General features: G+C 61.9%; 13 protein-coding genes and 1 pseudogene. 9 read left to right on the forward strand and 5 right to left on the reverse strand.

What is annotated here, in order from left to right; all coding sequences use genetic code 11:
- Positions 1-2 precede the first annotated feature (2 nt).
- Complete coding sequence (locus OZ911_RS20385; protein ID WP_016488356.1) at positions 3-662, reverse strand: GntR family transcriptional regulator; 660 nt, start codon at positions 660-662, stop codon at positions 3-5.
- A 268-nt stretch (positions 663-930) separates the two neighbouring features.
- Here OZ911_RS20385 and xdhA point away from each other — a divergent pair, with 268 nt between their 5' ends.
- From xdhA to guaD, 4 genes are read left to right on the forward strand one after another with little or no spacing between them, the layout of a single operon-like run.
- Positions 931-2385 (forward strand): xanthine dehydrogenase small subunit, encoded by a 1455-nt coding sequence (gene xdhA / locus OZ911_RS20390; RefSeq protein ID WP_016488357.1) that lies wholly within the window; start codon positions 931-933, stop codon positions 2383-2385.
- Positions 2378-4777, forward strand: a complete 2400-nt coding sequence (gene xdhB, locus OZ911_RS20395) for a xanthine dehydrogenase molybdopterin binding subunit (RefSeq protein WP_070086503.1) — start codon at positions 2378-2380, stop codon at positions 4775-4777. Before xdhA ends, xdhB begins: the two co-directional genes overlap by 8 nt.
- A gap of 50 nt (positions 4778-4827) precedes the next feature.
- Entirely contained in the window at positions 4828-5673 is an 846-nt protein-coding gene (gene xdhC / locus OZ911_RS20400) for a xanthine dehydrogenase accessory protein XdhC (RefSeq protein WP_016488359.1), read from the forward strand.
- A 10-nt stretch (positions 5674-5683) separates the two neighbouring features.
- Positions 5684-6988 (forward strand): guanine deaminase, encoded by a 1305-nt coding sequence (gene guaD, locus OZ911_RS20405; RefSeq protein ID WP_016488360.1) that lies wholly within the window; start codon positions 5684-5686, stop codon positions 6986-6988.
- On the opposite strand, the gene aqpZ is transcribed toward guaD, so the two are convergent.
- Together aqpZ and OZ911_RS20415 are read right to left on the reverse strand one after the other, a co-directional pair.
- Positions 6985-7683 (reverse strand): aquaporin Z, encoded by a 699-nt coding sequence (gene aqpZ / locus OZ911_RS20410; protein WP_019472843.1) that lies wholly within the window; start codon positions 7681-7683, stop codon positions 6985-6987. The two genes, guaD and aqpZ, sit on opposite strands and share 4 nt — an antisense overlap.
- A gap of 150 nt (positions 7684-7833) precedes the next feature.
- Complete coding sequence (locus OZ911_RS20415) at positions 7834-8589, reverse strand: GntR family transcriptional regulator (RefSeq protein WP_012273431.1); 756 nt, start codon at positions 8587-8589, stop codon at positions 7834-7836.
- Positions 8590-8872: 283 nt separating this feature from the next.
- Between OZ911_RS20415 and OZ911_RS20420 the strand changes: the two genes are divergently transcribed.
- Positions 8873-10222, forward strand: a complete 1350-nt coding sequence (locus OZ911_RS20420) for an NCS2 family permease (RefSeq protein ID WP_070086504.1) — start codon at positions 8873-8875, stop codon at positions 10220-10222.
- A gap of 485 nt (positions 10223-10707) precedes the next feature.
- On the opposite strand, the pseudogene OZ911_RS20425 reads toward OZ911_RS20420, so the two are convergent.
- Positions 10708-10969, reverse strand: a pseudogene (locus OZ911_RS20425) (RHS repeat-associated core domain-containing protein); the annotation flags it as partial.
- A gap of 179 nt (positions 10970-11148) precedes the next feature.
- Positions 11149-11502, reverse strand: a complete 354-nt coding sequence (gene uraH / locus OZ911_RS20430) for a hydroxyisourate hydrolase (protein ID WP_023048949.1) — start codon at positions 11500-11502, stop codon at positions 11149-11151.
- A 399-nt stretch (positions 11503-11901) separates the two neighbouring features.
- On the opposite strand from uraH, the gene puuE reads away from it, so the two are divergent.
- From puuE to OZ911_RS20450, 4 genes are read left to right on the forward strand one after another with little or no spacing between them, the layout of a single operon-like run.
- Entirely contained in the window at positions 11902-12828 is a 927-nt protein-coding gene (puuE, locus tag OZ911_RS20435) for an allantoinase PuuE (RefSeq protein ID WP_016488363.1), read from the forward strand.
- The gene (gene uraD, locus OZ911_RS20440; protein WP_016488364.1) at positions 12828-13343 is read left to right on the forward strand and encodes a 2-oxo-4-hydroxy-4-carboxy-5-ureidoimidazoline decarboxylase; all 516 of its coding nucleotides are present in this window, start codon (positions 12828-12830) and stop codon (positions 13341-13343) included. The genes puuE and uraD overlap by 1 nt, the downstream gene beginning before the upstream one ends.
- Positions 13344-13391: 48 nt before the next feature.
- Positions 13392-13895 carry an ureidoglycolate lyase gene (locus OZ911_RS20445; protein WP_016488365.1) on the forward strand — a complete coding sequence of 168 codons (504 nt, stop codon included), beginning with the start codon at positions 13392-13394 and terminating at the stop codon, positions 13893-13895.
- A gap of 43 nt (positions 13896-13938) precedes the next feature.
- Positions 13939-15267: a urate hydroxylase PuuD gene (locus OZ911_RS20450; protein WP_016488366.1), complete on the forward strand. Its 1329-nt coding sequence runs from the start codon at positions 13939-13941 to the stop codon at positions 15265-15267.
- Positions 15268-15347 lie beyond the last annotated feature (80 nt).

Genomic DNA, 15347 nt, shown 5'->3' on the forward strand with positions numbered 1-15347 from the left:
GGTCAGCCTCGGGCCAGCGCCGCCAGCACCAGTTCGCAGCTGCGCTGGCCGTAGGCAGTTAGCACCTCCCGGATGCGTGGCAGGTCGCGGGCGACCACGGCGTCGAGCAGGCGGGCGAACAGGTCCAGGTAATCGATCATGTTGGCCTGGCGCTGGTCCAGCGACAAATAGTAGGCACGGCTCATCGCCGGTTGCAGGTTTTCCACGGTTTCCTGCAGGAACGGGTTGTCGGCGAATGGATAGGCCGCGCGCATCACCGCGAAGCTCTCGGCGACAAACGTCTTGATGTCGAGCTGGTCATGGGCGCGCTGCAAACGCTGCTGAATATCCAGAAACGGGCGCAGGTCGGCATCGGTGCGCCATTTTTGCGCAACCGCGTTGCCCAGCAGGATGTAGAACTCGCCCATCAAGGAACACAGGCTACGCACGCTGCGCTCGTCCAGCACGGTCACGTGGGCACCCCGGCGCGGCAAAATCGCCACCAGGTGCCGGCGCTCGAGGATCAGCAGCGCTTCGCGGACCGAGCCACGGCTGACGTTGAGGGCCAAGGTCACCTTCTGCTCCTGGATACGCTCGCCTGGCGCCAGCTCGCCGCGGATGATGCGTTCGGCCAGGTAATCGGCAATCTGCTCGGAGAGGCTGTCCGGGGCCTTGAACGTCATGGTTTTCCTTCAAAATCATTGAACTGGGTACAAGGGGCGGATTGTAGCGTACTTGGGCGGTAATCGCGCAGAGGGGCCAGGCGGTTTATTTGACCCGCCAGACAGCCGCGCGCCCGGCGCGATCTATGCTTGTTGTATGGGCAACGTGTTCGGCCGGGCGGCTACATGTGCAATTTCTTGACCTTTGAGTCAGAAAAATATTGACCTGCTGGACAGGTGTTGCTTAGAGTCCGCCCAACAACAATAAAACCATTGCGAGGCTATCCCCGTGATCCAGTTTCTCGTCAACCAGGAGCTGCATAGTGAGCACGCCCTGGACCCGAACATGACGGTGCTGCAGTACCTGCGCGAGCACCTGGGCAAACCCGGCACCAAAGAGGGCTGCGCCAGTGGTGACTGCGGCGCCTGCACCGTGGTCGTCGGCGAACTGAGCCAGGACGAGCAAGGCAACGACAGCCTGCGCTACCGCAGCCTCAACTCGTGCCTCACCTTTGTCTCGTCGCTGCACGGCAAGCAACTGATCAGCGTCGAAGGCCTCAAGCATCAGGGCCAACTGCACAGCGTGCAACAGGCCATGGCCGATTGCCACGGTTCACAATGCGGCTTCTGCACCCCTGGCTTTGTCATGTCGCTGTTCGCCTTGCAAAAAAACAGCAGCGGCCCGGACCTGCACCAGGCCCAGGAAGCCCTGGCCGGTAACCTGTGCCGTTGCACCGGCTACCGCCCCATCCTCGAAGCCGCCGAGCAGAGCTGCCGCCAGCCCTGTCGCGACCAGTTCGATGCCCAGCAGGCGCAAACCATCAGCCGCCTCAAGGCCATTGCACCGACCCAGACCGGCGAGCTGAACAGCGGCGACAAGCGTTGCCTGGTGCCGCTGACCGTGGCCGACCTGGCCGACCTGTACAGTTCACACCCCGAAGCCCGCTTGCTGGCCGGCGGTACCGACCTGGCCCTGGAAGTGACCCAGTTCCACAGGACGTTGCCGGTGATGATCTATGTCGGCCACGTGGCCGAGCTCAAACGCATCGAAAAAACTGCCAGCCACCTGGAAATCGGCGCTGCCACCCCGCTCACCGACTGCTACGGCGCACTCCACGAGGAATACCCGGACTTCGGCGACCTGCTGCACCGCTTCGCCTCGCTGCAGATCCGCAACCAGGGCACGCTGGGCGGCAATATTGGCAACGCCTCGCCCATCGGCGACTCGCCTCCCCTGCTGATTGCCCTGGACGCGCAGATCGTACTGCGCCAAGGCGAGCGCCAGCGCACCATGGCGCTGGAAGACTACTTCATCGATTACCGCATCACCGCCCGCCAGGACAGCGAGTTCATCGAGAAGATCATCGTGCCTCGCGCCACCAATGACTGGGCGTTCCGCGCCTACAAAGTGTCCAAGCGCCTGGACGACGACATTTCTGCCGTGTGCGCGGCCTTCAACCTCAGCATCGAAAACGGCGTGGTCAGCGGTGTGCGCATCGCCTTCGGCGGCATGGCGGCCATCCCTAAACGGGCCCGCGCCTGCGAAGCAGCGCTGCGCGGCAAGCCGTGGAACCAGGCCGCCATCGAGCGGGCCTGCCAGGCCCTGGCCGAGGATTTCACCCCGCTCAGCGACTTCCGCGCCAGCAAGGAATACCGCCTGCTGACCGCACAAAACCTGCTGCGCAAGTACTTCATCGAACAGCAAACGCCGCACATCGAAACCCGGGTGACCGCTTATGTCTAACCATCACGTAGCCAAGAGCCAGGCCGAGATGGCCGAGCTGTTCAGCCAGGACCTGACCACCGGGGTTGGCCGCAGCGTCAAGCACGACAGCGCCGACAAGCATGTATCTGGCGAGGCGCTGTACATTGACGACCGCCTGGAATTCCCCAACCAGCTGCACGTCTATGCGCGCACCGCCGACCGCGCCCATGCGCGTATCCTGCGCATCGACACCACGCCGTGCTATGCCTTCGAGGGTGTGCGCATCGCCATCACCCACGAGGACATCCCCGGCCTGAAAGACATCGGCCCGGTGGTGGCCGGTGACCCGCTGCTGGCCATCGACAAGGTCGAGTTCTTCGGCCAGCCGGTGCTTGCCGTTGCGGCCCGTGACCTTGAAACCGCGCGCCGCGCGGCCATGGCCGCCATCGTCGAATACGAAGACCTGGAGCCGGTGCTGGATGTGGTCGATGCGCTGCGCAAGAAGCACTTCGTGCTCGACAGCCACACCCACCAGCGCGGTGATTCAGCTACCGCCCTGGCCAGCGCCCCGCACCGCATTCAGGGCACCCTGCACATCGGCGGCCAGGAACACTTCTACCTGGAAACCCAGATTTCCTCGGTAATGCCCACCGAAGACGGCGGCATGATCGTCTACTGCTCCACGCAAAACCCCACCGAAGTGCAGAAACTGGTCGCCGAAGTGCTCGACGTGCCGATGAACAAGGTGGTGCTGGACATGCGCCGCATGGGTGGCGGGTTTGGCGGCAAGGAAACCCAGGCCGCCAGCCCTGCCTGCCTGTGCGCGGTGGTGGCGCGTCTGACCGGGCAGCCGACCAAGATGCGCCTGCCACGGGTCGAAGACATGACCATGACCGGCAAACGCCACCCGTTCTATGTCGAATACGATGTGGGCTTCGACGACAACGGCCGCCTGCACGGCATCAATTTCGACCTGGCCGGCAACTGCGGATACTCGCCCGACCTCTCCGGCTCGATCGTCGACCGCGCCATGTTCCACTCCGACAATGCCTACTACCTGGGCGATGCCACCGTGCATGGCCACCGCTGCAAGACCAACACCGCCTCCAACACCGCCTACCGCGGCTTTGGCGGCCCGCAGGGCATGGTCGCCATCGAGCAGGTGATGGACCATATCGCCCGCCACCTGGGCAGTGACCCCCTGGCCGTGCGCAAGGCCAACTACTACGGCAAGACCGAACGCAACGTTACCCACTACTACCAGACCGTCGAGCACAACATGCTCGAAGAGATGACCGCCGAGCTGGAGGCCAGCAGCGACTACGCCGAGCGACGCGAGTCGATCCGGCGCTTCAACGCCAACAGCCCGATCCTGAAGAAAGGCCTGGCGCTGACGCCGGTCAAGTTCGGCATCTCGTTCACCGCCACCTTCCTCAACCAGGCCGGTGCGCTGATCCATATCTACACCGATGGCAGCATTCACCTTAACCACGGCGGCACCGAGATGGGCCAGGGCCTGAACACCAAGGTGGCACAGGTGGTGGCGCAGATCTTCCAGGTGGATTTCAGCCGCATCCAGATCACCGCCACCAATACCGACAAGGTTCCCAATACCTCGCCGACCGCCGCCTCCAGTGGTGCCGACCTGAACGGCAAGGCAGCGCAAAACGCTGCCGAAATCCTCAAGCGGCGCCTGACCGAGTTCGCCGCACGGCACTATCAGGTGACCGAGGAAGATGTCGAATTCCGCAACGGCCATGTACGCGTGCGCGACCAGATCGTCAGCTTCGAGCAACTGGTGCAGCAGGCGTACTTCGCCCAGGTGTCGCTGTCCAGCACCGGTTTCTACCGCACGCCGAAAATCTTCTACGACCGCAGCCAGGCACGCGGCCGGCCGTTCTACTACTTCGCCTTTGGCGCCGCCTGCGTGGAGGTGATCGTCGATACCCTGACCGGCGAATACAAGATGCTGCGCGCCGACATCCTGCACGACGTGGGCGATTCGCTGAACCCGGCCATCGACATCGGCCAGGTGGAAGGCGGCTTCATCCAGGGTATGGGCTGGCTCACCACCGAAGAACTGGTGTGGAACGCCAAGGGCAAACTGATGACCAACGGCCCGGCCAGCTACAAGATCCCGGCAGTCGCCGATATGCCGCTGGACCTGCGGGTGAAGCTGGTGGAAAACCGCAAGAACCCGGAAGACACCGTGTTCCACTCCAAGGCCGTGGGCGAGCCGCCGTTCATGCTCGGCATTGCGGCCTGGTGTGCGATCAAGGATGCCGTGGCCAGCCTGGCTGACTACCGCGTGCAGCCGAACATTGACGCGCCGGCGACACCGGAACGGGTGCTGTGGGGTTGTGAACAGATGCGCAAGGTAGTGGCTGCAGCGCAACCTGAAGCCCCAGAGTTGGAAACTGTGACTCAGTAACGCCGCTCCTACACAAAGCCGACCGCGTTGCACTGAAGAGGATCTGCATCATGCACCAATGGATCAACGCCCTCGCCGACCACCAGTCCCGTGGTGAAGCGTGCGTGCTGGTGACCATCATCGAGGAGCGCGGCTCGACCCCGCGCAACGCAGGCTCGAAGATGGTGGTCAGCGCCAGCGGCCTGTTCGACACCATCGGCGGCGGCCACCTGGAATACAAGGCGCTGCACATCGCCCGGCAAATGCTCGAAGAGCAGCGCACCACGCCGCACCTGGAGCGCTTCAGCCTCGGCGCCAGCCTGGGCCAGTGCTGCGGCGGCGTGACCGTGCTGCTGTTCGAGCCGATGGCCGCCGTGCAGGCGCAGATCGCCGTGTTCGGCGCGGGCCATGTCGGCCGGGCTCTGGTACCCTTGCTCGCCGCGCTGCCCTGCCGGGTGCGCTGGATCGATTCGCGCGAACAGGAATTCCCCGAGCTCATCCCCAACGGGGTGACCAAGGTCGTCAGTGAGGAACCGGTCGACGAAGTCGCAGGCCTGCCACCAGGCTGCTACTGCATTGTCATGACCCACAACCACCAGCTCGACCTGGAGCTGACCGCCGCCATTCTCAAGCGCAACGATTTCACCTGGTTCGGCCTAATCGGCTCGAAGACCAAACGGGTCAAGTTCGAGCACCGCTTGCGCGAGCGCGGCTACGACGAGGCCGTGCTGGCGCGTATGCGCTGCCCGATGGGCCTGCCCGAGGTAAAGGGCAAGCTGCCCATCGAGATCGCCGTGTCCATCGCCGGCGAAATCATCGCCACCTACAACGCCTGCTTCGGCCAGCACGACGCTGCGGCCAATGCCGGCCCCATTGCCCAGTTGCTGCCGCCCTCCCGGCGCAGCCAAGCTATTTGACGAGTGTGTTATGACCGTTACCCGTAAAGCCTACCGCGCCGCCATCCTGCACAGCATCGCCGACCCGGCCGAGGTGGGCCTGGAGGCTTCCCATGAGTACTTCGAAGACGGCCTGCTGGTGGTCGACGATGGCCGCATCAGCGCCATTGGCCACGCCAGCGAACTGCTGCCGACCCTGGACGCAGGCATCCCGGTGGAGCACTACCAGGACGCGCTGATCACCCCAGGCTTTATCGACACCCATATCCATTTCCCGCAAACCGGCATGATCGGCTCCTACGGCGAGCAATTACTGGACTGGTTGAACACTTACACCTTCCCCTGCGAAAAGCAGTTCGCCGACAAAGCGCACGCCGACCAGGTGGCGAAAATCTTCCTCAAGGAACTGCTGCGCAACGGCACCACCACTGCATTGGTGTTCGGCAGCGTGCACCCGGAATCGGTCAACGCCCTGTTCGAAGAGGCCGAGCGCCTGGACCTGCGCCTGATCGCCGGCAAGGTGATGATGGACCGCAACGCGCCGGACTACCTGACCGACACCGCCGAATCCGGTTACGCCGACAGCAAAGCGCTGATCGAGCGCTGGCATGGCAAGGGCCGCCTGCACTACGCGGTTACCCCGCGTTTCGCCCCGACCAGCACGCCTGAACAGCTGGCACTGGCTGGTCAGTTGCTGAAGGAACACCCCGGCGTGTACATGCACACGCACCTGTCGGAAAACCTCAAGGAAATCGACTGGGTCAAGTCGCTGTTCCCCGAGCAGAAGGGTTACCTGGACGTGTACGACCACTTCGAGCTGCTGGGCGAGCGCTCGGTGTTTGCCCACGGCGTGCACCTGTGCGACGACGAATGCCAGCGCCTGGCCGAAACCGGCTCGGCCGTGGCCTTCTGCCCCACTTCCAACCTGTTCCTGGGCAGCGGCTTGTTCAACCTGCCCCAGGCCGAGCGCTTCAAAGTCAATGTGGGCCTGGGTACCGACGTCGGCGCCGGCACCAGCTTCTCGCTGCTCAACACCCTGAACGAAGCGTACAAGGTGATGCAGCTGCAGGGCGCGCGCCTGCACCCGTACAAGTCGCTGTACCTGGCCACCCTCGGCGGCGCCCGCGCCCTGCGCCTGGACGACCGCATCGGCAGCCTGCGCCCGGGCAACGATGCCGACTTCGTGGTGCTGGACTACAAGGCCACGCCGCTGCTGGACTACCGCATTCAGCAGTCCAACAGCATCGAAGAGACCCTGTTTGTGCTCACCACCCTGGGCGACGACCGCACTGTGCGTGAAACCTACGCTGCAGGGCGTTGCGTGCACCAGCGCTAAGGTTCTTTGGCAAGCCCCCGGTAAAGCGCGCCGCCGATAGCAGCACCAATAAGCGGCGCCACCCAGAACAGCCACAGCTGTTGCAGGGCCCAGCCGCCGACGAACAAGGCCGGCCCCGTGCTACGCGCGGGGTTGACCGAGGTATTGGTCACCGGAATGGAGATCAGGTGGATCAGGGTCAGGGCCAGGCCGATGGCAATCGGTGCAAAACCTGCCGGCGCCCGCGAATCGGTCGCGCCCATGATCACCACCAGGAACATCGCCGTCATCACCACTTCACTGATGAACCCCGCCCCCAGCGTATAACCGCCGGGCGAGTGGTCGGCGTAGCCGTTTGAAGCCAATCCCGAAGACAACTCGAAACCGGCCTTGCCGCTGGCGATGAGGTAGATCACCCCGGCCGCCAGGATGGCGCCAATCACCTGCGCGATCACGTAGGGCAGCAGCTCTTTGGCCGGAAAGCGCCCACCCACCACCAGCCCGAACGACACGGCAGGGTTGAGGTGACAGCCAGAGATATGGCCGATGGCGAAGGCCATGGTCAGCACTGTGAGGCCGAAGGCGAAGGCGACACCGAGCACACCGATGCCGAGAGGGGAACTGGCTGCGAGTACTGCACTGCCACAGCCGCCAAGCACTAACCAGAAGGTGCCGATCAGCTCGGCACCCATACGTTTACCCAAAGACATGCTCATGAACCCATTCCTCAAGAAGTTGAACGCAACGAATGCGCAAGCCCAACTGCTTGATGAAGGTTTGCTCACAAGAATTTAGCAGACCTTTGGCTGATGGCCAGAAATGACTGGGGGCTGCAAAGCAGCCCCCTTCAATCACCTTGCAAACGATCAACCCTTCGCTGAAACCTTGGGCTTTTTCAGCAAATGCGAGAACACCGCATGCAGATCGTCCGAGGCACTCTCCTCGTCCAGGTTCAGCTTGCTGTCAATGTGGTCCATGTGGTGCATCATCAAGCTTACGGCCTGCTCGGCATCACGCGCCTCGATGGCATCGATCAGCTGCATGTGCTCATCGTACGAACAATGCGAGCGGTTGCCGCTTTCGTACTGGGCAATGATCAGTGAGGTTTGCGACACCAGGCTGCGCTGGAAGCTCACCAGGGGTGCATTGCCCGCCGCTTCGGCCAGCTTGAGGTGGAACTCGCCGGAAAGACGAATACCGGCACCGCGGTCACCGCGCGAGAAACTGTCGCGCTCCTCACGCACCATCTGCCGCAGCTCGTTGAGTTGATCCAGGGTGGCGTGCTGCACGGCCAGTTCGGTGATGGCCCGCTCCACCATGCGTCGCGAGAAGAACACCTGGCGCGCCTCTTCCACCGTCGGGCTGGCCACCACTGCACCGCGGTTCGGCCGCAGCAGCACCACGCTTTCGTGGGCCAGGCGCGACAGGGCGCGGCGGATGATGGTGCGGCTGACGCCGAAGATTTCGCCCAGCGCTTCCTCGCTCAACTTGGTGCCCGGCGCCAGGCGCTGCTCGAGGATCGCCTCGAAAATGTGCGCGTAGACGATATCGTCCTGGGTACCGCTGCGGCCGGCCTTGCCGACACGTGCAGGTTTCTTCAGAGGTTGCAGCTGTTCGTTCATGGGCTCTCGAGGCACGAAGAGAAAGTATGGCGCCATTGTACACAGGCTGAGGCGATTCCGCAGGGGGCGTTTTACCTATATAGCCGTTGTACGACGCATTGCGCACACAAAACATAAAACATTATTTGCATTCTTTGTACACAAAAGCATAATCCACCGAGCAACTTCTTGACCCATGAGTCAACAAAACGGTCAGACGTCTGCCTTCCCTCGCGGAGCCGCCAAGTGCATTGCGCAGGAAACTGGCTCCATAACAACAAGAAAGACTTGAGGAGTACCTGCTGTGGAAAGCCGCAAATCCGAAGCCCCTACGCTGGATCTCGCCCCACCACTCGAAACGAGCTGGCTGGAGCGGATTTTCAAACTCAAGCAACACGGCAGCACCGTCAAAACCGAAATGATCGCCGGGGTGACCACCTTCATCACCATGGCCTACATCATCTTCGTCAACCCCAACATCATGGCCGACGCCGGCATCGACCATGGTGCCGCCTTCGTCGCCACCTGCATCGCCGCCGCGCTGGGCTGCCTGCTGATGGGCCTGTACGCCAACTGGCCGGTGGGCCTGGCACCGGGCATGGGGCTTAACGCCTTCTTCACCTACACCGTGGTCGGCACCATGGGCTACAACTGGGAAACGGCACTGGGGGCAGTGTTTGTCTCGGGCGTGCTGTTCATGTTCCTGACCTTGTCGAAAGTGCGCGAATGGTTGCTCAACAGCATCCCGGTCAGCCTGCGCCATGCCATGGGGGCCGGCGTCGGATTGTTTCTCGGGCTGATCGGCCTGAAGACGGCAGGCATCATCGTCGACAGCCCCGCCACCCTGATCAAGCTGGGCTCGCTGCATGAGCCGGGGCCGCTGCTGGCGGCCGGGTGCTTTCTGCTGATTGCCATCCTCAGCTACAAGCGGGTATTCGGCGCGATCCTGATCAGCATCATTGGCGTCACCCTGGCAGGCTGGGGCCTGGGCCTGGTCACGTTTGGCGGGGTGATGTCGATGCCGCCAAGCCTGGCACCGACCTGGATGGCCATGGACGTGGCCGGGGTGTTCAACGTCAGCATGATCAGCGTGGTGCTGGCGTTTCTGTTCGTGCACATGTTCGACACGGCTGGCACTTTGATGGGGGTGGCGCAACGGGCCAACCTGGTGGCGCCGGACGGGCGTATCGAAAACCTGTCGAAGGCACTGAAGGCCGATAGTGCTTCGAGTGTGTTCGGGGCCGTGGTCGGCGTGCCGCCGGTCACCAGCTATGTGGAAAGTGCTGCAGGTGTCGCCGCAGGTGGCCGTACGGGCCTTACGGCAGTGGTGGTCGGCCTGCTGTTCATCGCCGCGATGTTCTTCGCCCCACTGGCCGGGATGATTCCGCCCTATGCAACGGCGGGGGCGCTGATCTATGTAGCGATGCTGATGATGGGCAGCATGGCGCACATACACTGGGATGAGGCTACCGACAGCATTCCGGCGATTGTCACGGTGATCATGATGCCGCTGACTTTCTCGGTCGCCGACGGCATTGCCCTGGGCTTTATTAGCTACGTGGCGCTGAAGGCGGGTACCGGTAAGTACAAGGAAATCTCAGCCAGCCTGTGGGTGCTGTGCGCGATCTTTATTGCAAAGTTCGTGTTCCTCTGAGCAGGCGTTCATTAAAAAGGGCGTTTCGGCGCCCGTTCATTTTTATCTAATCGGTGCGGGTATTTTCGCGAAGATACCGGTTCGAGGAAGTCGAGCCCGTGTCGCTCCTTCCGGAACCTCTTCACGCACCCTGACAACGTCAAATGCGGGCTCTCTCACAACCACTACATCAAACACATCCTTTTTATAACCAATGCCGGGAACCAAGCTCATATCGTCGCTTGCAACTACCGCCAAGACGATACCGTCGGGGTGGACGTCAGCGTATTTTTGGGCATGATCACGGCTTGGCGCAACATAGAACCCCGGCCCTTGAGCTTGTCTATGAACCTCTGAATGCCCTGACGATAGACCTTTGTGCAGCGAGGGCAGCTCTTTGCGACTCGTCCCATGCCACCCCAGTAATTGTGTAAATTTCACCTCGCGGGAAACCGCAGTCATCGTTTCCACTCGCTTAGGCGTCTGTAGAGCGCTCGCCAGCATTCTCCAAATGCTATGACCGCTTGGGTCCTGGTAATTCACCGGGTCCCCTTGGCAATAGGCATAGGCGTTGAAGCCACCTCGATCGAACGGACTCAGATTGTCCGGGCTATTGAACCGCATCAAAGAGGGGTTGAATGCTCGATAACCGTTACCCAAATGGTAATGTCCGGTGACTGGATCCCGCCGATCACCCTCGAAACCGAGCACACCCTGGCTAGGCAAGTGATAGCCATAAGGCGAATATACATTTTTTGCGTTCACCAAGCGTGGTCCTCAAGTACGAGTTGTGCACTTGATCATTACAGACACCGCCAAATGCGACTACTGACAAAAATGTGAGTCGAAGGGTTGTTTCACTTCACTATGTAAATACAGCAGACGAAAAAAAGCCCGCCAGTGTGAGAGCGGGCCAAAGGACCTACGAAGATTCTTCTAGCGACCAACTAGCTTCCACGATAGGTCGAATAGCTGTACGGCGAGATCAGCAGCGGCACGTGATAGTGCTCCTGCGACTCGTCGATGCCAAAGCGCAGCACAACAACATCCAGAAACGCCTGGGTCGGCAGTTGCACGCCACGGGCGCGGTAGTAATCACCCGCGCTGAATTGCAACTGATACACCCCGGTGCGGTAGTCGTCACCCTGCAGCAGCGGCGCGTCGACGCGGCCATCGCTATTGGTCAGGGCGGTGTTCACCAGCTCCAGCTGCTGGCCTTCGACGCGGTACAGCTCGACCTTGATCGAGCTGCCCGGGCAGCCATGCGCGGCATCCAGTACGTGTGTGGTCAAACGTCCCATTGCGTGTCGCCTCTTGTTCAATCTGTGGGCAAAAAATACTCAGCCATCGCACCAGCATAGCGCCTGCGGCAGGCGGGAATGACGCCATTAAGACATTCCATCGCTAAATTGTACACAATTTTTTGAACCCATCTGTCGCCCCCAGCGTTTCGTGCCCTTAAACGACCCACCGGTCGCAAATACAGGCACCGTAACGAGGCAAACGTCATTAGCTGACCAATCAGGCAGGTTTCTTGCACTGTGTTGCAAGGTCGCTGCGCGGCGACAAAAGGAAAGAAATGCGGAAAAACAGGCTTACAAAAGATTTCAGAAGTTGTATACAATCAGCCCATCCGGTGGTGCGACATACCGACGCGGCCCGCCCACCACCCGCACTAACGCACAAGAAGGAAGACTGCAGTGAGCGCTGACTACCCTCGCGACCTGATCGGTTACGGCAACAACCCTCCTCACCCGCAATGGCCGGGCAACGCTCGCATCGCGCTGTCTTTCGTCCTCAATTACGAGGAAGGTGGCGAACGCAACATCCTGCACGGTGACAAAGAGTCCGAAGCCTTCCTGTCCGAGATGGTCGCTGCCCAGCCGCTGCAGGGCCAGCGCAACATGAGCATGGAGTCGCTGTACGAATACGGCAGCCGTGCTGGCGTGTGGCGCCTGCTGAAGCTGTTCAAGGACAGCGGCGTGCCACTGACCGTCTTCGCCGTGGCCATGGCCGCCCAGCGCCACCCCGACGTGATCCGCGCCATGGCCGAAGCCGGCCACGAGATCTGCAGCCACGGCTACCGCTGGATCGACTACCAGAACATGGACGAGGCCCAGGAGCGCGAGCACATGCTCGAAGCCATCCGCATCCTCACCGAACTCACCGGCGAGCGCCCGGTAGGCTGGTACACCGGCCGCACCGGCCCGAACACCCGCCGCCTGGTGATGGAAGAAGGTGGTTTCCTGTACGACAGCGACACCTACGACGACGACCTGCCCTACTGGGAGCCGAACAACCCCACCGGCAAGCCGCACCTGGTGATCCCCTACACCCTGGACACCAACGACATGCGCTTCACCCAGGTACAGGGTTTCAACTGCGGCGAGCAGTTCTTCCAGTACCTGAAAGACGCCTTTGATGTGCTGTACGCCGAAGGCGCCGAAGCACCGAAAATGCTGTCCATCGGCCTGCACTGCCGCCTGGTCGGCCGCCCGGCACGCCTGGCTGCACTCAAGCGCTTCGTCGATTACGCAAAAAGCCATGACCAGGTCTGGTTCGCCCGTCGCGTGGATATCGCCCGCCACTGGCACGCCACCCACCCGTACAAGAAAGAGAACGCCTGATGACCGCCTTCAACACCCTCAAGCCCTCCGCCCTGAGCCGTGACGCCTTCGTCGAGGCCTTCGCCGACATCTACGAGCACTCGCCTTGGGTTGCCGAAAAAGCCTACGACCTGGGTCAGCTGAGCGAGCTGGACGAGATCGAAGCGCTGCACCAGCGCATGAGCGACATCCTGCTCAGCGCCAACCACGCCGACCAGCTGGCGCTGATCAATGCTCACCCGGACCTGGCCGGCAAGGCCGCCATCCAGGGCGAGCTGACCGAATCGAGCACTAACGAACAGGCCGGCGCCGGTATCCACCAGTGCACCGCCGAAGAGTTCGCCCGCTTCACCGAGCTGAACGATGCCTACAAGGCCAAGTTCCAGTTCCCGTTCATCATGGCGGTGAAGGGCAGCAACCGGCACCAGATCCTCGCCGCCTTTGAAAAGCGCATTCACAACGATGCCGATGCCGAATTCAAGGAAGCCCTGGCGCAGATCAACCTGATCGCCCTGTTCCGCCTGCTGCAGTTGTAAACGGCAGCCGAACCTTTTCAGTACAACGAATATATAAGAGAGACCCGCATGCGCACCCTGATGATCGAGCCCCTGACCAAAGAAGCCTTCGCCCAGTTCGGAGACGTGATCGAAACCGACGGCAGCGACCACTTCATGATCAACAACGGCTCGACCATGCGCTTCCACAAGCTCGCCACGGTCGAGACCGCCGAGCCCGAAGACAAGGCGATCATCAGCATCTTCCGCGCCGACGCGCTGGACATGCCGCTGACCGTGCGCATGCTGGAACGCCATCCGCTGGGCAGCCAGGCTTTCATCCCGCTGCTCGGCAACCCCTTTCTGATCGTGGTCGCGCCCGTTGGCGATGCACCTGTATCAGGCTTGGTCCGCGCCTTCCGCAGTAATGGCAGGCAGGGCATCAATTACCATCGCGGCGTTTGGCACCACCCGGTGCTCACGATCGAAAAGCGGGATGATTTCCTGGTGGTTGATCGCAGTGGTTCTGGCAACAACTGCGATGAGCATTACTTCACCGAGGAACAGATGCTGATCCTCAATCCCCACCAATAAGAAAAGGTCGATCATCGCAAGGTGATCGGCAGAGGTACATACTGTGGAAGCACACCTTCACGAATGGCTGAACCTGAGCATTCGCTGGGTTCACATGATCACCGGTGTCGCCTGGATCGGTGCATCGTTCTACTTCGTCTGGCTGGAGAACCACCTGAACCGAAGCAACCCGCGCGATGGGTTGTCGGGTGATCTCTGGGCGATTCACGGCGGTGGTATCTACCACCTGGAGAAATACAAACTCGCGCCCCCGAAAATGCCCGAGAACCTGCACTGGTTCAAATGGGAAGCCTACTTTACCTGGATGTCCGGTATCGCCCTGCTGTGCGTGGTGTTCTACTGGAACCCGGCCTTGTACCTGCTGGCACCTGGCAGCACCCTGAGCGGTGCCGAAGGCGTGGCCATCGGTATCGGCTCGCTGATCGCTGGCTGGTTCATCTACGACTTCCTGTGCGACTCGCCCCTGGGCAAGAAGCCAGCGCTGCTCGGCGGTGTGCTGTTCGTGCTGATCATCGCCGCCTGCTGGGGCTTCAGCCTGGTGTTCAGCGGCCGTGGTGCATACCTGCACACCGGCGCGATCATCGGCACCATCATGGTCGGTAACGTGTTCCGCATCATCATGCCGGCCCAGCGCCAGCTGGTGGCGGCGATCGAGAACAACCAGACACCCGACCCGGTACTGCCGGCCAAGGGCCTGCTGCGCTCGCGTCACAACAACTACTTCACCCTGCCGGTGCTGTTCATCATGATCAGCAACCATTTCCCGAGCACCTACGGTAGCCAGTACAACTGGCTGATCCTGGCTGGTATCGCAGTAGCCGCGGTTCTGATCCGCCACTACTTCAACACCCGCCACGACAGCAACAAGTACGCCTGGACCCTGCCGGTCGGCGCCCTGGCGATGATCTGCCTGGCCTACGTCACCGGTCCGAAACCGATGGCCGTAAGCCCTGAGCAAGCCGCAGCGAAAGTCGAGTACCAGCCGCTGCCTGCGACTGCCGTCGGTGGCAAGACCGCTGCCGAGCAGCGCGCCGAAGACGCCGCCAAGGCTGCCGAAGCGCCGGCTGCACCTGCGCAAGCACCGGCCCAGGCCGCTGCCCAGGCCGGCGGTGGCGACTTCGACAAGATCCACAATGTCATCCAGGAACGCTGCACCGTGTGCCACTCGTCCAAGCCGACCAGCCCACTGTTCAGCGCCGCCCCTGCCGGCGTGATGTTCGACACCCCGCAGCAGATCCAGGCCCAGGCCGCGCGCATCCAGGCGCAAGCGGTCGCCAGCCAGATCATGCCGCTGGGCAACATCACCCAGATGACCACCGAAGAGCGCAAGCTCGTCGGCGACTGGATCGCCAAAGGCGCCCAGGTCAACTGATAGCACCTCGCCAGCCAACCCGCTCCCAGGGGGATCACCTCCCCTGTGGGAGCGGGCTTGCCCGCGAAGAGGCCGGTAGC

The organism is Pseudomonas fortuita (assembly GCF_026898135.2).
GTDB classification, from domain to species: Bacteria; Pseudomonadota; Gammaproteobacteria; order Pseudomonadales; family Pseudomonadaceae; genus Aquipseudomonas; species Aquipseudomonas fortuita.